The organism is Bacillus sp. K7 (genome assembly GCF_053903245.1).
This window is the reverse complement of the sequence record NZ_CP096406.1, coordinates 2,409,592-2,430,282: the sequence shown is the minus strand read 5'-3', so window position 1 is coordinate 2,430,282 and position 20,691 is coordinate 2,409,592. Positions and strand designations below refer to the sequence as shown.

The following is a 20,691-nucleotide window of genomic DNA, read 5'->3' as shown; positions in this document are numbered from 1 at the left end:
CATGAAAAAGCTGTACGGGGTTATCGGAAATCCGATTGGCCATTCCATGTCACCTGATATTCATAACGCATCGTTGAAAGATCTCGGTTTAGACGGATATTATCATGCCTTCAAAGTAGAAGAGAATGATCTTGAAGATGCGGTAAAAGGAATAAGAGCACTCGGCGTACAGGGCATCAATGTTACTGTGCCGCATAAGGTATCCATTATGAATTATTTGGATCATATTGACGAGAGTGCTAAAGTGATTGGTGCCGTAAACACGGTGAGGAGAGAGGGAGACAAGCTTGTCGGATACAATACCGACGGGGAAGGCTTTGTCAAGTCATTAATGAAGGTATTGGACAAGCCCATCTCTGAGCTGTCATTCTTAATGGTCGGCGCGGGCGGAGCGGCAAGAGCCATCTTTACAACAATCGCCCGTGATATACCGAAAAAGTTTGACATTTGCAACCGGACGCTAGAAAAAGCAAAGCAGCTTTCAGAATCCGCTCCCTCATTTCACAATAAAGAAGTGTTAAGCATGACAGAAGCAGAAAAGCGGCTTGAGCAGTATGATGTAATCATCCATACAACGTCTGTGGGCATGTATCCGAACGTGGAAGATGCGCCGCTTTCATTGCAGCATGCAGCAAGCTGTGCCGTCGTATGCGATATCGTGTATAATCCAATTCAGACGGCCCTTTTAAAAGAAGCAAACCAAAATGGCCTGAAGACGCTAGATGGAGTGGGCATGTTTGTAGAACAGGCAGCATTGTCTTTCCAATTGTGGACTGGAAAAGAGCCTGATATTGAAAAAATGAGATCGATTGTTATAGGAAAATTAGGAGGAACAGAATGTTAACAGGTAAACAAAAACGTTTTTTACGTTCAAAAGCACATCATTTAACGCCGATTTTTCAAGTGGGAAAAGGCGGGGTAAACGACAACATGATTAAACAAATCGCCGAGGCGCTGGAAGCAAGAGAGCTCATTAAAGTCAGTGTTCTTCAGAATTGTGAAGAGGATAAAAACGATGTGGCGGAAGCTCTTGTAAAAGGAAGCCGATCTCAATTGGTGCAAACAATCGGCAATACGATTGTGTTATATAAGGAATCAAAGGAAAACAAACAAATCGAGCTTCCTTAAAGGTGGTTGAAATGAAGAAAATCGGAATTTTCGGAGGCACGTTTGACCCTCCGCATAACGGTCACCTCTTAATGGCGAATGAGGTGCTGTACCAGGCGGGGCTTGATGAAATTTGGTTTATGCCCAATCAAATTCCGCCGCATAAGCAGGACGAAAACTATACGGACAGCTTTCATCGTGTGGAAATGCTGAAGCTTGCGATTCAGTCCAATCCGTCCTTTAAGCTGGAGCTGGCTGAAATGGAAAGAGAAGGGCCTTCCTATACGTTTGATACTGTTTCTTTACTGAAGCAGCGTTATCCGAATGATCAGCTGTTCTTTATTATCGGTGCTGATATGATTGAATATTTGCCGAAATGGTATAAGCTGGACGAACTGCTGAACCTCATTCAATTTATTGGAGTAAAGCGCCCCGGTTTTCATATTGAAACCCCTTATCCGCTTCTCTTTGCAGACGTTCCGGAATTTGAGGTATCATCAACTATGATAAGGGAACGGTTTAAAAGCAGGAAGCACACTGACTACTTAATCCCTGATAAAGTGAAGAAGTATGTAGAGGAGAATGGTTTATATGAATCGTGAGGAGGCACTTGCCTGCGTCAAGCAGCAATTGACCGAACACCGATATATCCACACGCTGGGCGTGATGAACACGGCGATCGAACTTGCGGAGCGATTTGGAGCCGACCTTAAAAAAGCGGAAACAGCCGCTATCTTTCATGACTATGCCAAATTCCGCCCGAAAGAAGAAATGAAACAGATTATCGCCAGGGAAAAAATGCCTTCACATTTATTGGATCATAATCCGGAGCTGTGGCACGCTCCGGTTGGCGCTTATTTGGCCCAAAGAGAAGCGGGGATTCAAGACGAAGACATTCTTGACGCCATCAGGTATCATACTTCTGGTCGGCCCGGCATGACACTTTTGGAAAAAGTGATTTACGTAGCCGATTACATTGAGCCCAACCGGGCATTTCCCGGTGTCGATGAGGTGCGTAAGCTTGCTGAGACAGATTTGAATCAAGCGCTCATTCAATCCATTAAAAATACAATGATGTTTCTTATGAAAAAAAATCAACCGGTTTTTCCGGACACATTCTCAACGTATAACTGGCTTGTGTCTGGTAACTGAACAGGAGGAATTTGTGAATGAACCAAAAGTCCATTCTAAAGATCGCAGCTGCAGCTTGCGATGATAAACGCGCAGAAGATATTTTAGCACTGGATATGGAAGGCATATCTCTGGTTGCAGATTACTTTCTGATCTGCCACGGGAATTCAGATAAACAGGTGCAGGCGATTGCTCGTGAAATCAAGGATCAGGCTGAAGAAAACGACATTCAAATCAAAAAGATGGAAGGCTTCGATGAAGCAAGATGGGTGCTCGTTGACCTTGGTGATGTGATTGTCCATGTCTTCCACAAGGATGAAAGAAGTTATTACAATCTGGAAAAACTGTGGGGAGACGCTCCGCTCGCAGATCTTGAGCTTGGAATGAACCAATGATTTATCAAGGCTTTGCAAGCGTGTATGACGAGTTAATGTCGCACGCACCTTACGATCAATGGACAAAGTGGATTGAAGCATCTCTCCCGGAAAAAGGCCGTATCCTCGATTTGGCATGCGGCACAGGAGAGATCTCAATCCGGCTTGCCGAAAAGGGCTTCGAGGTCACAGGGATCGATCTCAGTGAGGAAATGCTTGCTTACGCCCAGCAAAAGGTCTCCAGTAACCAGCCGATTCTTTTTCTTCAGCAGGATATGAGAGAGATGACCGGTTTTGACGGCCAGTTTGACGCTGTTGCGATATGTTGTGACTCATTAAATTATTTAAAAACGAAAAATGATGTCATTGAAACCTTCAAAAGTGTATTTCGGGTGTTGAAGCCTGAAGGCATGTTGCTGTTTGATGTTCATTCATCATATAAAGTTGGTGAAGTCTTTCCGGATAGCACATTTGCTGACCAGGACGAAGATATCAGCTATATTTGGCAGAGCTTTTCCGGAAGTGAAGAGCTTTCTGTCATCCACGATATGTCGTTTTTTGTGTGGAACGGAGAAGCGTATGACCGCTTTGATGAGACGCACGAGCAAAGAACATTCCCGGTTGATGAATACAAAGAAATGCTCGAGAACTGCGGCTTTCAGCTTCACCGCGTGACAGCTGATTTTACGGATGCAGAGCCAACTGCACAATCAGAACGCCTATTCTTCAAGGCGCAGAAATCAAAAACCATCGTTTCCTAATACGATGGTTTTTTAAAATGCTTTTTTATTCCTTTGCAGGACAGACAAATGTATGAGACACTCGTCTACACATGGAACTGCTTCTTCACTGCGGAAATGTCCTCCTCATACTTCATATGAGTATTTTGGAATACCCGGTGAAACATATCCTGCACACCGCTTTCCAGCGCTTTAATGCCTTCTCCTGTCACACCGCCTTTAACGCAAACCTTTTCCTGCAACGCGGGCAGGGTGTACAATTCCGTTTCTAACAGTTTTCCCATTCCGACAAGCATTTCCTTACACATCAGAATAGCGTCCTGTTTGGATACCGATGTTTCCGATACGGCAGCATCTATAAACCGCTGAATCAGATAGCTCATAAAAGCGGGTCCGCAGCTTACGATATCTGATGCTACCCTTGTAATGTCACTTTCAATTTGCAGCGGATGGGAGATATGCTTCATCAGCTCATTGACTTTCGCTTTTGCAGCTTCTCCGCAGCTTGTGCCGAAAGTGACGAGAGAAACGCCGGCCAGCGCTCTGTTCGTAATACTTGGGATCACTCGCGCCACTTGGCATGGCACATATTGCTCGAGCTGTTCAGTTTGAACGGGGCTTGTAATTGAAATAAGAATATGGTCCTTTCTGACATAAGGCACCGCCCTTGCTAGTAAAGGATATATGTCAAGCGGCTTCACACAAATAAAAATCATCTCGTTTTCAGAAACAAGCTTTTCTAGACTTTCTGTTACGTTTATGCTGCTGTAGCGGTTTTTTATGTGTAACGCTTTTTCAATTGTGCGGTTTGTGATTGTGATGTTTGAGGGATCGGCTGCTTTTGATTCAATAAATGATTCTATAAGGATCGTCCCCATATTTCCTGTGCCGATAAAACCAATCTTCACTGATTTCCCCTCCTTTGAGCTATTATCCTCTAAACCATATGTGTGATGAAAATAAATTATGACGAAAGCGGGGAACATGCACGATGAATTGGTTGATCCAGCATAAAAAAGCAATCATTTTAGCGGCTTTTGCGGCTGCTTTCATAGCGGTTATTTTCTTCTTGGCCAGCAGGGAAAACAAAGAGCCGGTAAAGCAGGCTGTATCAACTGAGACAGAAAATCCGGAGGTAAAGCAGGAGGCCGTAAAAGACGATTCAGACGATACCATTGTGATTGATATAAAAGGGGCTGTCCAGCATCCCGGCGTTTATGAGATGCAAACAGGGGACCGAGTATCTCAGGCAATTGAGAGAGCGGGCGGGGCCAGTGAACAAGCAGATGAGATGCAAGTTAACTTGGCGGAGTTGCTGCAGGACGGGACAGTGGTGTATATTCCGAAAAAGGGAGAGGAGGAATCGGGGCGGCAAGGGTCCGGAGACGATGTGAGAAGCGGCGGCGGGAAAGAAGCACTGGTAAATATCAATACAGCAACCTTAGAGGAATTACAAGGCATCCCAGGGGTGGGACCATCAAAAGCTGAAGCTATTATCGCATACCGTGAAGAAAACGGGCGTTTCCAGACAATTGAAGAGATCACGAAGGTGTCGGGAATCGGTGAGAAGTCGTTTGATAAAATAAAGTCTTCCATTACAGTAAAGTGATTTGACGGTCATGCATCATGATAGGTAAACTAAAGGCTAGGCAACACAACATTTGGAGGGAACAACGTGGAACGAATTTCATGGAATCAATACTTTATGGCTCAAAGCCATTTACTGGCGTTGCGCAGTACTTGCCCGAGATTGTCTGTCGGCGCTACTATAGTCAGAGACAAACGCATGATTGCCGGAGGCTATAATGGGTCAATCGCTGGCGGCGTGCACTGCGCAGACGAAGGCTGCCTGATGATAGATGATCATTGCGCAAGAACGATTCACGCTGAAATGAATGCGATTCTTCAATGTTCAAAGTTCGGGGTGCCGACAGATGGAGCGGAGATTTATGTGACGCATTATCCGTGCATTCAATGCTGTAAATCTATCATTCAAGCGGGTATTAAAACAGTTTATTTTGCTGAGGATTACAAAACGAATCCTTACGCGCAGGAATTATTTGAACAGGCGGGTGTCACCGTTGAACAGGTTGAACTCGATGAAATGATCGTTGATTTGAAAAACAGGGAAAAGCTTTCATTTGTAGCTGGTCTTTTAGAGAGACTGGCGGATGCCGGTCTTGCAGAGGAAGATTTGAAGAAAATACATGAACAAGCCAATACACTTTTCACGAGCTATGTGTGATGAATGCGTAGCTCGCGCTTAATATTGCCTTTGGCGGCAGCTTCAGCAACGGCTGGAATCACTGCCGCCGCTTATTTCTCCGCTGTATTTCTTTTCTTCCTCTTTCTCCTTATCATCCTCATCAAAACGAGACACGCTTTTCTCATATTTGTTTCTTTCTTCTCTTTTATATTGTTTTTTGCATTGTATGCCGTCACAGATTCCCAAAATGTTTCTTTATATCAGCGGGGAACCTATCAAGTCAGGGCAGTCATTGACAGCATTCCTAAAATTGACGGCGACCGTATGTCCATGATAGTTAAGACGCCTGATGGCGAAAAATGGGCCGCTTCGTATCGCATTCAGTCTGCCGGTGAAAAAGATCAGCTGTCAAATATAGAGCCGGGAATGGCATGTGAATGGACTGGCACACTGGAAGAACCTAAACACGCAACTGTGCCGGGCGCGTTTGATTATAACGAATATCTTTACCGGCAGCATATTCACTGGAACTATTCTATTGCATCTATTCAAAATTGCAGCGAACCTGCTAATTTCAGTTATAAACTGCTCGGTTTAAGAAAAGATATCGTGTCATTCACTAACAGCCTGCTGCCTCCTGCTTCGGCAGGAATCGTACAAGCTCTTATAGTAGGTGACAGATTTCACGTGGAAGACGGGGTGCTTAACGCGTACCAAAAGCTTGGTGTTGTCCATCTCTTGGCGATTTCAGGACTGCACGTCGGCATTTTGACAGCCGGCTTGTTTTATATCATGATCCGTGTTGGAATAACCAGAGAAAAGGCAGCAATCCTGTTGCTGGTATTATTGCCGCTCTATGTGATGTTGACTGGCGCTGCTCCTTCAGTGCTTCGCGCCGCGCTAATGTCGGGAATTTACTTAGCTGGAAGTCTTGTTAAATGGCGTGTACATGCTGCTGGTGCAATCTGCCTTTCATACATCACCCTCCTGCTCTTCAATCCTTACCATCTCTTTGAAGCCGGTTTTCAGCTGTCATTCGCCGTCAGTTTTTCTTTAGTGCTCTCCTCTTCTATTTTTCAACATGTTAAAACCTCCCTAGGTCAGATGACAATGGTATCACTGATCGCTCAGCTGGGTTCACTTCCCATTCTTCTGTATCATTTTCAGCAGTTTTCTATGATTAGCGTACTGATGAACATGGTGCTTGTTCCCATTTATACATTCTGTGTTTTGCCAGGAGCTATAGCAGGTGTTTTTTTATTAAGCCTTTCCGCTTCGGCTGGCCGGTTGTTCTTCAGCTGGTTTGATTTCCTGATGAGCTGGATCAACAAGCTGATCACAAGAATAGCAGATATTGATGTATTTACAATTATCATTGCACGTCCCGCCCCTGTTTTGCTCTTTTTGTTCACGGCCGCGATCATCGCATTGCTTATGGCAATTGAAAAACGCTCCTTATCACAGCTGATGATTAATGGGGGCATTTGCTGCGCGGTGCTCTGCCTTCTTTTTATTTATCCGCGTTTTAGTTCTGAAGGAGAGGTCGATATGATTGATATCGGGCAGGGTGACAGCATGTATGTCGGTGCCCCGTATCAGCAAGGCCATGTTTTAATTGATACTGGCGGCACGTTGTCTTACTTATCAGAGCCATGGCGGGAGAAACAGCATCCGTTTTCACTCGGGGAAAAGGTGCTGATTCCGTTCTTAACCGCTAAGGGAATCAAACAGCTTGACGCTTTGATACTGACGCATGCTGACCAAGATCATATCGGGGAGGCGGAGACTCTGCTGAAGCATCATAAAGTGAAGCGTCTCGTGATTCCGAAAGGATTCGTTTCTGAACCTAAAGATGAGAAAGTGCTCCAGGCTGCCAGAGAAGAGGGAGTGGCAATTGAAGAAGTGAAGCGAGGCGATGTATTGCACATAAAGGATTTACAGTTTCATGTACTATCACCGGACGCACCTGATCCGGCAAGCAAAAATAATTCTTCTCTCGTTTTGTGGATGAAAACGGGCGGTGTGAGCTGGATCTTGACTGGTGATTTGGAGAAAGAAGGGGAGCAGGAGGTTATGCGCATGTTTCCGAATCTAAAAGCAGACGTGTTAAAGGTTGGGCATCATGGAAGCAAAGGCTCTACCGGGGAAGAATTTATCAAACAGCTTCAGCCGGAAACGGCCCTTATCTCAGCGGGAGAAAACAATCGGTACCATCACCCCCATCAAGAAGTTCTGCAACTATTACAGAAACATTCCATCCGCGTGCTGCGCACCGATCAAAACGGAACGATCCAATACAGATATCAGAACAGAGTTGGAACCTTTTCTGTCTATCCTCCATATGATACATCAGAATAACAGAGACGAACTAAAAAAAGACTGCCGAGAAATCAGCAGCCCGGGCAGTCGCTGTTATGAACCAACCAGGTGAATAACCGTTGCCATGACAAACAAGAAGGCGAAAAATCCGAAGGACACAACAAAACCAACAGCTGAATCGACAGCATCATTTCGTTTGCTTTGAACGTTTTTTTCAAAATCATTCAATTCAATCCCTCCTGACTGCTTTAAGTATAATGGAATCGTTTTGAAAAATCTAGAAGCTAAGGTAACGTTTTTTGTTCTGGTGATTATCGCCTTTTTACAAGCTGTCCCGGGGGCTTGCGAACAGGCGTTTAATATAAATGGGGAAGCAGCAGTCAGGCTTCCTCTTTACTATTTTCCAAACTCAATTTAGGATAGAAGGGGATGATGAAAGAGAGGAAGTCGTACAACAATGGTATTTGATGTGTGGAAAAGCCTGAAAAAAGGAGATGTCCATCCGGTTTATTGTTTATACGGAAAAGAGGCGTATTTGCTGCAAGAAACTGTCAGCAGAATTAGACAGACGGTCATTGACCAGGAGACAAAGGATTTCAATCTTTCTGTTTTTGATCTGGAAGAGGAGTCGCTGGATCAAGCGATTGCAGATGCTGAAACGTTTCCGTTTATGGGTGAGCGGCGTCTTGTTATTGTGAAAAATCCATATTTTTTAACAGGTGAAAAGAAAAAAGAAAAAATTGAGCATAACGTCAGCGCGCTTGAATCATATATACAATCGCCTGCGCCTTACACGGTCTTTGTTCTGCTCGCTCCGTATGAAAAGCTGGATGAGCGGAAAAAACTGACGAAAGCATTAAAGAAGCACGCGTTTATGATGGAGGCGAAGGAATTAAACGCAAAGGAGACGACAGACTTTACGGTTAACCTTGCAAAAACCGAGCAGAAAACAATCGGCACTGAAGCGGCGGAGCATTTGGTTCTGCTAGTGAACGGACATCTATCTTCGATTTTTCAGGAGATTCAAAAGCTCTGCATATTTATTGGAGATCGTGAAGAAATTACACTGGATGATGTGAAAATGCTTGTAGCGAGAAGCCTTGAACAAAATATATTTGAGCTGATTAATAAAATCGTCAATCGGAAACGCACGGAGAGCCTGCAAATTTTTTATGATTTGCTCAAACAAAATGAAGAACCGATCAAAATCATGGCGCTCATTTCGAATCAGTTCCGGCTGATTTTGCAAACAAAGTACTTCGCGGAACAAGGATACGGACAAAAGCAAATCGCTGCTAATTTAAAAGTTCACCCATTTCGGGTAAAGCTGGCGATGGATCAAGCAAGGCTTTTTTCAGAAGCTGAGCTCCGGTCAATTATTGAACAGCTTGCCGTCATGGACTATGAAATGAAAACAGGGAAAAAGGACAAGCAGCTCCTGCTCGAACTGTTCCTTTTACAGCTATTAAAAAGAAATGAAAAAAACGATCCCCATTATTGAGGATCGTTTTTATATTATGCAGAAAGTCCGTTCACTTTTTTAGCCAGTCTTGATTTGTATCGAGCACCGGTGTTTTTGTGTACAAGACCTGTTTTCACTGCTTTATCAATACGTTTAGCTGCTTCAGTAAGAGCAGTTTTCGCTTTGTCAGCTTCGTTGTTTGCAACAGAAGCTTCAACTTGTTTGATTGCAGTACGCATAGCAGATTTGATTGTCGCGTTATGAGCGCGGCGTTCGTTGTTTGTTTTTGTACGTTTAATCGCTGATTTAATGTTTGGCACGTGTTTCACCTCCTAAGATACAACCTGTAGCACAGTGTCTTAAGGTTAAATCTTCTTCACAATAGAACAAATTGTATTCTATCAAACACATCTTTAGATTGCAATATAAATGTAAAGTATTTTTCATTGAAGGATCTCTTTTTAGCATGATTCATTCAGCAAATGGCAACAATATAGGTACTGAATGTGAAGGAGGCCCCTGTATGAAAAAGAGTGAACTGGACGTTAACCAGTATTTGATACGTACCGATTTAGCAGTTGAGACGAAGGAAGCGATGGCCAATCAGAAGGCTGTGCCGGCAAAAGAAATTAGAGGTTTTATTGAAAAAGAACGTGATCGCGGCGGCATAAAAATCCGCACTGTTGATATTACCAAGGAAGGCGCCGAGCTCTCAGGAAAAAAAGAAGGGCGCTATTTAACGCTCGAGGCGCAAGGAATCAGAGAGAATGATTCGGAAATGCAGGAAAAGGTCTCTGCTGTTTTTGCGGAGGAATTTTCGGCTTTTCTTGAAAGCCTTCATATCTCAAAAGATGCGAGCTGTTTGATCGTCGGGCTCGGCAACTGGAACGTGACACCTGACGCGCTCGGACCGATGGCTGTAGAAAATTTATTGGTCACAAGGCACTTGTTTAAGCTTCAGCCGGAAAATGTGCAGGAGGGCTACAGGCCTGTCAGCGCATTTGCACCTGGTGTGATGGGGATTACGGGAATCGAAACAAGCGACATTATTAAAGGGGTGATTGAGGAATCGAAGCCTGATTTTGTCATTGCCATTGATGCACTGGCGGCACGGGCGGTGGAAAGGGTTAACACAACCATTCAAATATCTGACACAGGGATTCATCCGGGTTCTGGTGTGGGGAATAAACGAAAGGATTTAAGCAAAGACACGCTTGGCGTACCGGTGATTGCAATCGGAGTGCCGACAGTCGTTGACGCGGTGACGATTGCCAGCGATACGGTGGACTACATATTAAAACACTTTGGAAGAGAAATGAAAGATGACAGGCCGTCAAGATCGCTTGTTCCGGCAGGCATGGCGTTTGGGAAAAAGAAAGTGCTCACTGAAGAGGATCTTCCTGATCAAAAGCAGCGCCAATCGTTCCTCGGGATTGTCGGAACGCTTGGAGAAGATGAAAAACGGCAGCTCATTCACGAGGTGCTTTCACCTTTAGGCCACAACTTAATGGTTACGCCGAAGGAAGTTGATTCATTTATCGACGATATGGCCAATGTGCTGGCGAACGGATTAAACACAGCGCTTCATGAAAAAGTGTCACAAGAAAACAAAGGCTCCTACAATCACTAAACGGTTCTACTTCCTCTAGCTTGTTCATAGAGTAATTACTAGACAAGCGCTGGAGGGATTCAATGAGAAATAAACGCAGAAACAGACAAATTGTTGTTGCGGTAAATGGCGGGAAAGCGGTAAAAGCCATCTTTCTATTTATCGTAAGCCTTATCGTGATTTTTGTTCTATCCGGTGTGCTGACGTCTCTCCGGCCTGAACTCAGGCCGTCGTCTGACTCCTTTTACGGGATTACTGAGGAATTGCCGGGTGACGTGTTTGTACACTTGCTACGGATGGAAAACCATTATTTCGCTTCTGATCTTTCTCAAACCGACAGCTCATTTCATCTTTCACGTCTTTCTTTGAAGCTGGCAACAAGCATAAACCTTGAAGATCCGCGGAGCTTTCTCGGCCGGGAGCTGCCGGGATTCGCGCAATTCGATACCGAGATTCTGTTAGCTGGACAAGGCACGGATTATACGAATATGCCTGCAGAATCGCCGCCGCCGTCTAAGGTAATGGAGGAAGAAAGAGAAGCGAATTTGGCTGAGATTGAAAAACAGCAAACACAATCAGATCGTGCGCAAAAAGATCCGCCGAAACAAACAACAGGTGATAAAAAGGTGGTCTTTATCTATCACACACATAATACGGAATCATATCTCCCTCTATTAAAAGGCGAGACAGACCCTGACATGGCACGCCACTCCAAGGCCAACGTCACCCTCGTAGGAGATATGTTCGGAAAAGCGCTTGAATCCCAGGGCATCGGAGCTACAGTAAATAAAACCGATATACAGGCGAACCTGAACAAAAAAGGCTTAAACTATGCAAGATCCTATGATGAATCAAGGCCGGTCGTAAAAGACGCGCTCGCATCAAACAAAAGTCTGCAATATATCATTGACATCCATAGGGACTCGCGGCGCAAAAAAGATACGACCGCAATGATTAAAGGGAAAAGCTATGCGAGGGTGGCCTTTGTCGTCGGCAAAAAAAGCAAAAACTTCGAAGAAAACTATAAAATTGCAAGCGAGCTTCATAAATTGATGGAGAAAAAATACCCAGGACTCAGCACAGGTGTCTTTTCAAAAGGCTCGCCGGGCGATAATGGGGTATACAATCAAGATCTTACCGATAGAGCGCTTCTGCTTGAATTTGGCGGAGTAGATAATAACCTCAAGGAACTGCAGCGCTCGGCTGACGCCGCCGCAGACGTATTCAGCGAAATGTACTGGGATGCTGAAAAAGTCAACGCGGAGAGCGGTGAAACGAAAAAACAATAAGAAATAGGTGGTTTAATTGATTGCTTATTTTGGCAAATGCCTGTTGCTTGTCACGATCATGTTTTTAGGCGTGCTGTTTGGCATGCAGCAGGCCAATAACGGGATGTTGAGCATGAAAGGCTATCAAGACCCTTCACTTAAGGGGGCGTTTACGCTCACCGACGGAAAAAATAATGAAAAAGAAGCCTCGATCCTAGGACAAACAGTCACGGCGAAAGATTTAGAAGAAAAACAAAGAGAGCTGGAACAGGTGGAAACGTTCAATATGTTCTCTAAAGCTGGAAAAGCGCTTTCGAACACTGTAACCAACACCGTCCAGTCGATGTATGAATGGATACGGGATATGACTCAATAGGCGTGTGAAAGAGAAAAGCAGCCCAAGATGAACAGGGAACTTTTCTCTTTCTTGTTTTACATTGAATCTTTACAATCCTATTGATATAATCTAAGCTAGTGTATTTTGCGTTTAATAGTAGGAGTGATAGATTGTGACAGATAAAGAAAAGCGTTTAGAGAGGCAGTCGAGAATAAGGAATTTCTCTATCATTGCCCATATTGACCACGGAAAATCGACCTTAGCGGATCGAATTTTAGAAAAAACGTCGGCAATCACTCAACGAGAAATGAAAGAACAATTGCTCGATTCTATGGATCTTGAACGTGAACGGGGCATAACGATTAAGTTAAACTCTGTTCAGCTTAAATACAAAGCAAAAGACGGAGAAGAATATATTTTTCATCTGATTGATACGCCGGGACACGTCGATTTCACATACGAAGTATCCCGAAGCCTTGCTGCCTGCGAAGGAGCGATTCTTGTCGTGGATGCAGCGCAGGGAATTGAAGCGCAGACGCTTGCCAACGTTTACTTAGCGCTTGACAATGATCTTGAAATTCTGCCAGTCATTAACAAAATCGATCTTCCGAGCGCAGAGCCTGAACGCGTGCGCCAAGAGGTAGAGGACGTTATCGGCCTTGACGCATCAGAAGCCGTGCTTGCTTCAGCAAAAGCCGGTATCGGGATTGAGGAGATTTTAGAACAGGTCGTGGAAAAGGTGCCCGCTCCGACAGGAGATCCGGAGGCGCCGCTTAAAGCGCTCATCTTCGACTCGCTTTATGACGCCTACCGGGGTGTCGTGGCGTATATCAGAGTTGTTGAAGGGACGGTAAAGCCGGGACAAAAAGTCAAAATGATGGCTACCGGCAAAGAATTCGAAGTAACAGAAGTCGGTGTGTTCACGCCGAAAGCGACTCCGACAAATGAACTGACAGTCGGTGATGTAGGCTTCCTGACTGCCTCAATCAAAAATGTCGGCGACACTCGTGTCGGTGATACGATAACGGGCGCTGCCAATCCTGCAGAAGAAGCATTGCCGGGATACCGCAAGCTCAACCCGATGGTATATTGCGGTTTGTATCCAATTGATACAGCGAAATATAATGATTTAAGGGAAGCTCTTGAAAAGCTTGAGCTCAATGATTCCTCCCTTCAATATGAAGCGGAGACATCACAGGCGCTTGGATTCGGTTTCCGATGCGGATTTTTAGGCATGCTCCACATGGAGATCATACAGGAGCGGATTGAGCGCGAGTTTAAAATCGATTTGATTACAACAGCGCCTAGTGTTATCTACGATGTATACATGACAGACGGTGAAAAAGTTGTTGTCGACAACCCGTCCAACATGCCGGACCCGCAGAAGATTGAACGGGTAGAAGAGCCTTATGTGAAAGCAACAATGATGGTGCCGAATGATTTTGTCGGTGCTGTGATGGAGCTTTGCCAAGGAAAACGCGGCAACTTTATTGATATGCAATATTTAGACGCAAACCGAGTCAGCATTGTCTATGATATGCCGCTGGCTGAAATTGTTTACGAGTTTTTTGACCAGCTGAAATCAAGCACAAAAGGCTATGCGTCCTTCGATTATGAACTGATCGGCTACAAACCGTCTAAGCTTGTAAAAATGGACATTATGCTGAACGGAGAAAAAATCGACGCCCTTTCCTTTATCGTGCACCGTGATTACGCGTATGAACGAGGAAAAGTGATCGTTGAGAAGCTGAAAGATCTCATTCCGCGTCAGCACTTTGAAGTGCCGATTCAAGCGGCGATCGGCCAGAAAATCGTAGCGCGCTCTACGATTAAAGCGATGCGTAAAAACGTATTGGCTAAGTGTTACGGGGGGGACATCTCCCGTAAACGGAAGCTTCTTGAAAAACAAAAAGAAGGAAAACGCCGAATGAAGCAGGTCGGCTCAGTTGAAGTGCCGCAAGAGGCATTCATGGCAGTTCTGAAAATGGACGACAGTCCGAAAAAACAATAGAAGCCGCCGCAGTCTTGTACTGCGGCTTCTTTCTGTAAAGAAGGTGAATTCGTTGAAATCAGCCTATATCCACATCCCGTTTTGTGAGCATATTTGCCACTACTGCGATTTCAATAAATATTTTATTCAAAGCCAGCCTGTCGACGAGTATTTAAACGCGCTCGAACAGGAAATGATAAATACAATTGCAAAAACAGGGCAGCCTCGCCTCAAAACGATCTTTATCGGAGGAGGCACGCCGACCTCTCTATCTGAGGAACAGCTCAAAAAGCTGATGGACATCATCATCCGAGTGCTGAAGCCCTCGAGCGCCTTAGCGGAATTTGCAGTTGAAGCGAATCCGGACGACTTGTCCGCAGCGAAGTTAAACATATTAAAAGAAGCAGGCGTAAACCGTCTCAGCTTTGGCGTTCAAACGTTCGAAGACGACTTGTTAGAAAAAATCGGCCGTGTGCACAAACAAAAAGATGTATTTGCCTCTTTTGAAAGGGCGCGGGAAATCGGTTTTGACAATATCAGTCTTGATTTAATGTTCGGACTCCCGGGTCAAACCCTCAAGCATCTGGATCATTCCTTAGACACAGCTTTATCGCTGGGTGCTGAGCATTATTCGGTGTACTCTCTCATTGTAGAACCGAAAACCGTATTTTATAATCTCATGCAAAAAGGGCGGCTGCATCTACCGCCGCAGGAGCAGGAAGCCGAAATGTATGAAATGGTGATGAGCCGGATGGAGGCTCGCGGCATTCATCAATATGAAATCAGCAACTTTGCCAAGCGAGACATGGAGTCAAAGCACAATCTCACATATTGGAGCAATGATGAATATTTCGGATTTGGAGCTGGGGCCCATGGATATATTGGCGGCACGCGTACAGTAAACGTCGGACCTGTTAAACATTACATTGATCTGATCGCTGAAAAAGGCTTCCCCTACAGAGATACTCATGTAGTGACAACAGAAGAGCAAATTGAAGAAGAAATGTTTTTAGGCTTGAGAAAAACAGCCGGTATCAGCAAAAAGCACTTTGCAGAAAAATACGGGCGTTCCCTGGATGCGCTTTTCCCACGCGTATTAAAAGATCTCACAGAAAAAGGCCTGATTCATCAATCGGAGTCTGCCGTTTATTTGACTCATCAGGGGAAATTATTAGGTAATGAAGTTTTTGGCGCTTTTTTGGGTGAGTTATAATTGACATTTTTCTTGTGGTTTGATACTTTTGTTATAGAATTAGCACTCACTTATTGAGAGTGCTAACAGAGGTGATGATGATGTTAACAAATCGTCAGCTGCTGATCCTTCAGGTCATAATCAACGATTTTATTCAATCGGCGCAGCCGGTAGGGTCAAGAACTCTTTCGAAAAAAGATGAAATCACATTTAGCTCTGCAACAATAAGAAACGAGATGGCTGACTTGGAAGAATTGGGCTTCATAGAGAAAACCCATTCATCCTCAGGACGTGTTCCGTCAGAAAAAGGGTACCGGTACTATGTTGACCATTTGCTGTCACCCGTCAAACTGACGAAAAGCGACATGGACCAAATCCACTCGATCTTCAAAGAGAAAATTTTCGAGCTGGAAAAGACAGTTCAAAAATCAGCGCAAATTTTGTCCGATTTGACGAATTATACATCCATCGTACTCGGGCCGAAGCTGAGTGAGAATTACCTTAAACAGATTCAAATCATACCGATTCAGCCCGATAAGGCGGTAGCCATTCTCGTTACCAATACAGGGCACGTGGAAAACAAAACGATTAATTTTCCAGCCAAAATGGATCTGTCTGATATTGAAAAACTGGTGAATATACTAAACGACCGTTTAAGCGGCGTTCCAATGGATGAACTGAATGAGCGCATTTTTAAGGAAGTCGTCATGTATTTAAGACAGCACATTAAGAACTATGACAATATTCTTGACGCGCTTCGTTCAACATTTCATTCCACGAACCACGTTGAAAAACTGTTTTTTGGCGGAAAAATCAATATGCTGAACCAGCCGGAGTTCCATGATATCACCAGAGTGCGGTCGCTGCTTTCATTAATCGAAAAAGAACAGGACGTACTAAAGCTGGTTCAATCCCCCCACACGGGAATTTCGATTAAAATCGGAAAAGAAAACGACTATGCAGAGATGGAAAACTGCAGTCTGATTACGGCTTCTTATTCCGTTGATCAGAAGCAGATCGGCTCAATTGCGATCATCGGCCCGACCCGCATGAATTATTCCAGGGTTGTCAGTCTGCTTCAGCATGTGACTTCGGACTTGTCAAAAGCATTGACAAGTTTGTATGATGAATAAGGGAATTTTGGCAAATTTTATCGAAGGGCAGCACCCGCCCTTCTTCTTACACTTTGAGGGAGGTGAACACAATGTCAGAAGAAAAACAAACCGTTGAACAAAACGAAACAGAAGAGCAAGAAGTCATGGAAGATCAAGCTGCCGCTGAAGAGCAGCGGGAAGAAACAAATGAAAGTGAACGTCTTGAAAATAAAATGAATGAATTGCAAGGTTTGCTTGAAGAAAAAGAAAACAAACTTTTGCGTGTTCAAGCAGATTTTGAAAATTATAAACGACGCAGCCGTTTAGAAATGGAAGCGTCCCAAAAATACCGTTCTCAAAACATCGTGGCTGAATTGCTGCCGGCTCTTGACAGTTTTGAAAGAGCGCTGCAGGTTGAGGCCGACAATGAACAGACGAAGAGTTTGCTTCAGGGAATGGAAATGGTCCACCGCCAGCTCGTAGAAGCCTTGAAAAAAGAAGGCGTGGAAGCCATCGAAGCTGTAGGGCAGGAATTTGATCCAAATCTGCATCAAGCTGTGATGCAGGCCGAAGATGAAAATTACGGCTCCAACATTGTTGTTGAGGAAATGCAAAAAGGCTACAAGCTGAAGGATCGCGTCATTCGTCCTTCCATGGTCAAAGTGAATCAATAATTACATAGCAGGAGGTTATTCAAGTGAGTAAAGTTATCGGAATCGACTTAGGTACAACAAACTCATGTGTTGCAGTGCTTGAAGGCGGCGAGCCTAAAGTTATTGCTAATGCAGAAGGAAACCGCACAACACCATCAGTTGTCGCATTCAAAAACGGTGAACGCCAAGTAGGGGAAGTGGCTAAACGCCAATCTATCACAAACCCTAACACAATCATGTCTGTTAAACGCCATATGGGTACTGATTATAAAGTTGAAGTTGAAGGAAAAGATTACACTCCTCAAGAAGTGTCTGCCATTATCCTTCAACACCTGAAATCATACGCTGAAAGCTATCTTGGCGAAACCGTTTCAAAAGCAGTGATCACAGTTCCTGCATACTTTAACGATGCTGAGCGTCAAGCGACAAAAGACGCTGGAAAAATTGCAGGTCTTGAAGTTGAACGTATCATTAACGAGCCGACTGCAGCTGCGCTTGCATACGGGCTTGATAAAACAGAGGAAGATCAAACGATCCTAGTATACGATCTTGGCGGCGGTACATTCGACGTTTCAATCCTTGAACTAGGCGACGGTGTATTCGAAGTTCGTTCAACTGCCGGTGACAACCGTCTGGGCGGTGACGATTTTGACCAAGTCATCATCGATCATCTTGTGTCTGAATTCAAAAAAGAAAACGGCATTGATCTGTCAAAAGACAAAATGGCGCTTCAGCGTTTGAAAGACGCAGCTGAAAAAGCGAAAAAAGATCTTTCCGGCGTATCTTCTACGCAAATTTCTTTACCGTTCATCACAGCTGGAGAAGCGGGACCGCTTCACCTTGAACTGACATTAACCCGCGCTAAATTCGAAGAGATTTCTTCACATTTAGTAGAGCGTACAATGGGTCCTGTCCGTCAAGCGCTTCAAGATGCAGGACTTTCTGCAAGCGAAATCGACAAAGTCATCCTTGTTGGCGGATCTACACGTATCCCTGCTGTACAAGAAGCGATCAAAAAAGAAACTGGAAAAGAAGCGCATAAAGGCGTAAACCCTGACGAAGTTGTGGCGCTTGGTGCTGCGATTCAGGGCGGCGTTATCACTGGTGACGTAAAAGACGTTGTTCTTCTTGACGTTACACCGCTTTCTCTCGGTATCGAAACGATGGGCGGCGTGTTCACAAAACTGATCGACCGCAACACGACGATTCCGACAAGCAAATCTCAAGTGTTCTCAACTGCTGCTGATAACCAAACAGCTGTTGATATCCATGTTCTTCAAGGTGAGCGCCCAATGTCTGCCGACAACAAAACACTCGGCCGCTTCCAGCTTACTGATATCCCGCCAGCACCACGCGGCGTGCCTCAAATCGAAGTTTCTTTCGATATTGACAAAAACGGTATCGTAAACGTAAGAGCAAAAGACTTAGGCACAGGAAAAGAGCAAAACATTACAATCAAATCGTCTTCAGGCCTTTCTGATGATGAGATCGAACGCATGGTAAAAGAAGCGGAAGAAAATGCTGACGCTGATGCGAAGAAAAAAGAAGAAATCGAAGTCCGCAACGAAGCAGATCAGCTTGTTTTCCAAACGGAGAAAACATTAAAAGATCTTGAAGGCAAAGTGGACGAAGAACAAGTGAAAAAAGCCAATGATGCCAAAGACGCTTTACAAGCGGCGATTGAGAAAAACGAGTTTGAAGAGATCAAAGCGAAAAAAGATGAGCTTCAAACGATCGTTCAAGAGCTTTCTATGAAGCTTTACGAGGAAGCTGCTAAACAACAGCAAGCGCAAGGCGATGCAAACGCAGAAGGCAAAGCGGATGATAACGTTGTTGACGCTGAATACGAAGAAGTAAACGACGACCAAAACAAAAAATAAGTTTTTTTCGAGCCAGTCCCTCTTTTGGGGCTGATCGGAAAGAACCCATTTCATAATCTGATTCAATGATTAGAAAGTCAAAGTCAGGCATCTCTTGGCTTTGACTTTTTTTCTTGCCCGGGATAAAAGGAATTGAAAAATCATAATTCAAAATGATACAATCTAATTTATGTGAGAAATTCGGGAGAGTGAAGCGAGATGAGTAAGCGTGATCACTATGAAGTGCTGGGAGTAAGTAAGAGCGCTTCTAAGGATGAAATTAAAAAAGCTTATCGGAAGCTGTCAAAAAAATATCATCCTGATATTAACAAAGAAGCAGGATCAGATGAAAAATTTAAAGAGGTAAAAGAAGCGTACGAAACGCTGTCTGATGACCAAAAACGGTCACATTACGATCAATTTGGCCATACTGATCCTAACCAAGGCTTCGGCGGCGGCGGTTTTGGCGGCGGCGGAGATTTCGGCGGGTTTGGTTTCGATGATATTTTCTCAAGCATTTTCGGCGGAGGCACAAGACGAAGAGATCCAAACGCGCCGCGCCAAGGGGCCGACTTGCAGTATACGATGACCTTGTCGTTTGAGGACGCCGCTTTCGGTAAAGAAACAACCATTGAAATTCCGCGCGAGGAAACGTGTGATACTTGTAAAGGTTCAGGTGCGAAACCTGGAACAAATCCGGAAACGTGCTCGCACTGCGGAGGCTCTGGCCAGTTGAACGTGGAGCAAAATACGCCGTTTGGAAAAGTCGTAAACAGACGGGTCTGCCACCACTGTGAAGGCACGGGCAAAATCATTAAGGACAAATGTGCGGATTGCGGCGGAAAAGGAAAAATTAAAAAACGCAAAAAAATCAGCGTGACCATTCCAGCCGGTGTAGATGACGGACAGCAGCTTCGTCTCGCGGGACAGGGTGAACCAGGCGTAAATGGCGGCCCTGCCGGAGATTTATTTGTTGTGTTCCACGTACGCGCTCACGAGTTCTTCGAACGTGACGGCGATGATATTTACTGTGAAATGCCGTTAACGTTTGCTCAGGCTGCTCTTGGAGATGAAGTGGAAGTTCCGACGCTGCACGGAAAAGTGAAGTTGAAAATTCCAGCTGGTACACAGACAGGAACAAAATTTAGATTAAGAGGCAAAGGCGTTCAAAATGTCAGAGGCTATGGACAAGGTGACCAGCATATCGTCGTCCGTGTCGTCACGCCGACAAACCTGACTGATAAACAAAAAGACATTATCCGCGAATTTGCCGAGGTCAGCGGAAACCTGCCTGACGAACAGGAAATGAGTTTCTTTGATAAGGTAAAACGCGCGTTCAAAGGCGATTAA

The 20,691-nt window shown here is 44.6% G+C and carries 22 protein-coding genes and 1 pseudogene; 20 read left to right on the top strand and 3 right to left on the bottom strand.

Going from position 1 to position 20,691, the window contains the following annotated elements; genetic code table 11:
* Position 1: 1 nt before the first annotated feature.
* From aroE to M1D98_RS12430, 6 genes are read left to right on the top strand one after another with little or no spacing between them, the layout of a single operon-like run.
* Positions 2 to 844, top strand: coding sequence for a shikimate dehydrogenase (gene aroE / locus M1D98_RS12455; RefSeq protein ID WP_456279619.1), 843 nt, complete (start codon positions 2 to 4; stop codon positions 842 to 844).
* Positions 838 to 1,128: a ribosome assembly RNA-binding protein YhbY gene (gene yhbY, locus M1D98_RS12450; protein ID WP_003226133.1), complete on the top strand. Its 291-nt coding sequence runs from the start codon at positions 838 to 840 to the stop codon at positions 1,126 to 1,128. The genes aroE and yhbY overlap by 7 nt, the downstream gene beginning before the upstream one ends.
* Positions 1,129 to 1,139: 11 nt before the next feature.
* Positions 1,140 to 1,709, top strand: coding sequence for a nicotinate-nucleotide adenylyltransferase (locus M1D98_RS12445; protein WP_456279618.1), 570 nt, complete (start codon positions 1,140 to 1,142; stop codon positions 1,707 to 1,709).
* Positions 1,699 to 2,259 carry a bis(5'-nucleosyl)-tetraphosphatase (symmetrical) YqeK gene (gene yqeK / locus M1D98_RS12440; RefSeq protein WP_121642937.1) on the top strand — a complete coding sequence of 187 codons (561 nt, stop codon included), beginning with the start codon at positions 1,699 to 1,701 and terminating at the stop codon, positions 2,257 to 2,259. The genes M1D98_RS12445 and yqeK overlap by 11 nt, the downstream gene beginning before the upstream one ends.
* A 17-nt stretch (positions 2,260 to 2,276) precedes the next feature.
* Positions 2,277 to 2,633: a ribosome silencing factor gene (gene rsfS, locus M1D98_RS12435; protein ID WP_039074535.1), complete on the top strand. Its 357-nt coding sequence runs from the start codon at positions 2,277 to 2,279 to the stop codon at positions 2,631 to 2,633.
* Complete coding sequence (locus tag M1D98_RS12430; protein WP_010330729.1) at positions 2,630 to 3,373, top strand: class I SAM-dependent DNA methyltransferase; 744 nt, start codon at positions 2,630 to 2,632, stop codon at positions 3,371 to 3,373. Before rsfS ends, M1D98_RS12430 begins: the two co-directional genes overlap by 4 nt.
* A 65-nt stretch (positions 3,374 to 3,438) precedes the next feature.
* Here M1D98_RS12430 and comER read toward each other — a convergent pair whose 3' ends face one another.
* Complete coding sequence (comER, locus tag M1D98_RS12425; RefSeq protein ID WP_010330728.1) at positions 3,439 to 4,260, bottom strand: late competence protein ComER; 822 nt, start codon at positions 4,258 to 4,260, stop codon at positions 3,439 to 3,441.
* Positions 4,261 to 4,343: 83 nt separating this feature from the next.
* Between comER and M1D98_RS12420 the strand changes: the two genes are divergently transcribed.
* From M1D98_RS12420 to M1D98_RS12410, 3 genes and pseudogenes are all read left to right on the top strand, one after another.
* On the top strand, positions 4,344 to 4,961 hold the full coding sequence (locus M1D98_RS12420; protein ID WP_121642936.1) for a helix-hairpin-helix domain-containing protein: 618 nt from the start codon (positions 4,344 to 4,346) through the stop codon (positions 4,959 to 4,961).
* Between the two features lie 66 nt (positions 4,962 to 5,027).
* Positions 5,028 to 5,597: a ComE operon protein 2 gene (locus M1D98_RS12415; RefSeq protein WP_121642935.1), complete on the top strand. Its 570-nt coding sequence runs from the start codon at positions 5,028 to 5,030 to the stop codon at positions 5,595 to 5,597.
* 3 nt (positions 5,598 to 5,600) lie between these two features.
* Positions 5,601 to 7,930 (top strand): annotated as a pseudogene (locus M1D98_RS12410) (DNA internalization-related competence protein ComEC/Rec2).
* 40 nt (positions 7,931 to 7,970) lie between these two features.
* On the opposite strand, the gene M1D98_RS12405 reads toward M1D98_RS12410, so the two are convergent.
* Complete coding sequence (locus M1D98_RS12405; RefSeq protein ID WP_003229983.1) at positions 7,971 to 8,105, bottom strand: YqzM family protein; 135 nt, start codon at positions 8,103 to 8,105, stop codon at positions 7,971 to 7,973.
* Between the two features lie 40 nt (positions 8,106 to 8,145).
* On the opposite strand from M1D98_RS12405, the gene M1D98_RS12400 reads away from it, so the two are divergent.
* Both M1D98_RS12400 and holA read left to right on the top strand, forming a co-directional pair.
* The gene (locus tag M1D98_RS12400; protein WP_121642933.1) at positions 8,146 to 8,295 is read left to right on the top strand and encodes a hypothetical protein; all 150 of its coding nucleotides are present in this window, start codon (positions 8,146 to 8,148) and stop codon (positions 8,293 to 8,295) included.
* Positions 8,296 to 8,334: 39 nt separating this feature from the next.
* Positions 8,335 to 9,378, top strand: coding sequence for a DNA polymerase III subunit delta (gene holA, locus M1D98_RS12395; protein WP_010330724.1), 1,044 nt, complete (start codon positions 8,335 to 8,337; stop codon positions 9,376 to 9,378).
* Positions 9,379 to 9,392: 14 nt separating this feature from the next.
* On the opposite strand, the gene rpsT is transcribed toward holA, so the two are convergent.
* Positions 9,393 to 9,659: a 30S ribosomal protein S20 gene (gene rpsT, locus M1D98_RS12390; RefSeq protein WP_010330723.1), complete on the bottom strand. Its 267-nt coding sequence runs from the start codon at positions 9,657 to 9,659 to the stop codon at positions 9,393 to 9,395.
* A 203-nt stretch (positions 9,660 to 9,862) separates the two neighbouring features.
* Here rpsT and gpr point away from each other — a divergent pair, with 203 nt between their 5' ends.
* From gpr to dnaJ, 9 genes are all read left to right on the top strand, one after another.
* Positions 9,863 to 10,969: a GPR endopeptidase gene (gene gpr / locus M1D98_RS12385; RefSeq protein WP_039074531.1), complete on the top strand. Its 1,107-nt coding sequence runs from the start codon at positions 9,863 to 9,865 to the stop codon at positions 10,967 to 10,969.
* A 62-nt stretch (positions 10,970 to 11,031) separates the two neighbouring features.
* Positions 11,032 to 12,237 carry a spore autolysin SpoIIP gene (gene spoIIP / locus M1D98_RS12380; RefSeq protein WP_456279617.1) on the top strand — a complete coding sequence of 402 codons (1,206 nt, stop codon included), beginning with the start codon at positions 11,032 to 11,034 and terminating at the stop codon, positions 12,235 to 12,237.
* 16 nt (positions 12,238 to 12,253) lie between these two features.
* Complete coding sequence (locus M1D98_RS12375; protein ID WP_268522981.1) at positions 12,254 to 12,592, top strand: YqxA family protein; 339 nt, start codon at positions 12,254 to 12,256, stop codon at positions 12,590 to 12,592.
* A 133-nt stretch (positions 12,593 to 12,725) separates the two neighbouring features.
* On the top strand, positions 12,726 to 14,564 hold the full coding sequence (gene lepA / locus M1D98_RS12370; protein ID WP_121642931.1) for a translation elongation factor 4: 1,839 nt from the start codon (positions 12,726 to 12,728) through the stop codon (positions 14,562 to 14,564).
* Between the two features lie 52 nt (positions 14,565 to 14,616).
* Positions 14,617 to 15,756: a radical SAM family heme chaperone HemW gene (gene hemW, locus M1D98_RS12365; protein WP_121642930.1), complete on the top strand. Its 1,140-nt coding sequence runs from the start codon at positions 14,617 to 14,619 to the stop codon at positions 15,754 to 15,756.
* 80 nt (positions 15,757 to 15,836) lie between these two features.
* Positions 15,837 to 16,868, top strand: a complete 1,032-nt coding sequence (gene hrcA / locus M1D98_RS12360) for a heat-inducible transcriptional repressor HrcA (protein ID WP_010330718.1) — start codon at positions 15,837 to 15,839, stop codon at positions 16,866 to 16,868.
* Positions 16,869 to 16,939: 71 nt separating this feature from the next.
* A complete protein-coding gene (grpE, locus tag M1D98_RS12355) occupies positions 16,940 to 17,503 on the top strand; it encodes a nucleotide exchange factor GrpE (RefSeq protein WP_010330717.1) in 564 nt (187 codons plus the stop codon).
* A 23-nt stretch (positions 17,504 to 17,526) separates the two neighbouring features.
* A complete protein-coding gene (gene dnaK / locus M1D98_RS12350) occupies positions 17,527 to 19,362 on the top strand; it encodes a molecular chaperone DnaK (RefSeq protein WP_010330716.1) in 1,836 nt (611 codons plus the stop codon).
* Positions 19,363 to 19,560: 198 nt separating this feature from the next.
* Positions 19,561 to 20,691, top strand: coding sequence for a molecular chaperone DnaJ (dnaJ, locus tag M1D98_RS12345; RefSeq protein ID WP_010330715.1), 1,131 nt, complete (start codon positions 19,561 to 19,563; stop codon positions 20,689 to 20,691).

Bases quoted from the DNA above. Each gene is read 5' to 3' on its own strand.
- M1D98_RS12430 (WP_010330729.1), top strand. From the start codon at position 2,630: ATGATTTATCAAGGCTTTGCAAGCGTGTATGACGAGTTAATGTCGCAC.
- spoIIP (WP_456279617.1), top strand. From the start codon at position 11,032: ATGAGAAATAAACGCAGAAACAGACAAATTGTTGTTGCGGTAAATGGC.
- aroE (WP_456279619.1), top strand. From the start codon at position 2: ATGAAAAAGCTGTACGGGGTTATCGGAAATCCGATTGGCCATTCCATG.
- M1D98_RS12445 (WP_456279618.1), top strand. From the start codon at position 1,140: ATGAAGAAAATCGGAATTTTCGGAGGCACGTTTGACCCTCCGCATAAC.
- rsfS (WP_039074535.1), top strand. From the start codon at position 2,277: ATGAACCAAAAGTCCATTCTAAAGATCGCAGCTGCAGCTTGCGATGAT.
- dnaJ (WP_010330715.1), top strand. From the start codon at position 19,561: ATGAGTAAGCGTGATCACTATGAAGTGCTGGGAGTAAGTAAGAGCGCT.
- holA (WP_010330724.1), top strand. From the start codon at position 8,335: ATGGTATTTGATGTGTGGAAAAGCCTGAAAAAAGGAGATGTCCATCCG.
- gpr (WP_039074531.1), top strand. From the start codon at position 9,863: ATGAAAAAGAGTGAACTGGACGTTAACCAGTATTTGATACGTACCGAT.
- M1D98_RS12420 (WP_121642936.1), top strand. From the start codon at position 4,344: ATGAATTGGTTGATCCAGCATAAAAAAGCAATCATTTTAGCGGCTTTT.
- grpE (WP_010330717.1), top strand. From the start codon at position 16,940: ATGTCAGAAGAAAAACAAACCGTTGAACAAAACGAAACAGAAGAGCAA.
- yqeK (WP_121642937.1), top strand. From the start codon at position 1,699: ATGAATCGTGAGGAGGCACTTGCCTGCGTCAAGCAGCAATTGACCGAA.
- hrcA (WP_010330718.1), top strand. From the start codon at position 15,837: ATGTTAACAAATCGTCAGCTGCTGATCCTTCAGGTCATAATCAACGAT.
- yhbY (WP_003226133.1), top strand. From the start codon at position 838: ATGTTAACAGGTAAACAAAAACGTTTTTTACGTTCAAAAGCACATCAT.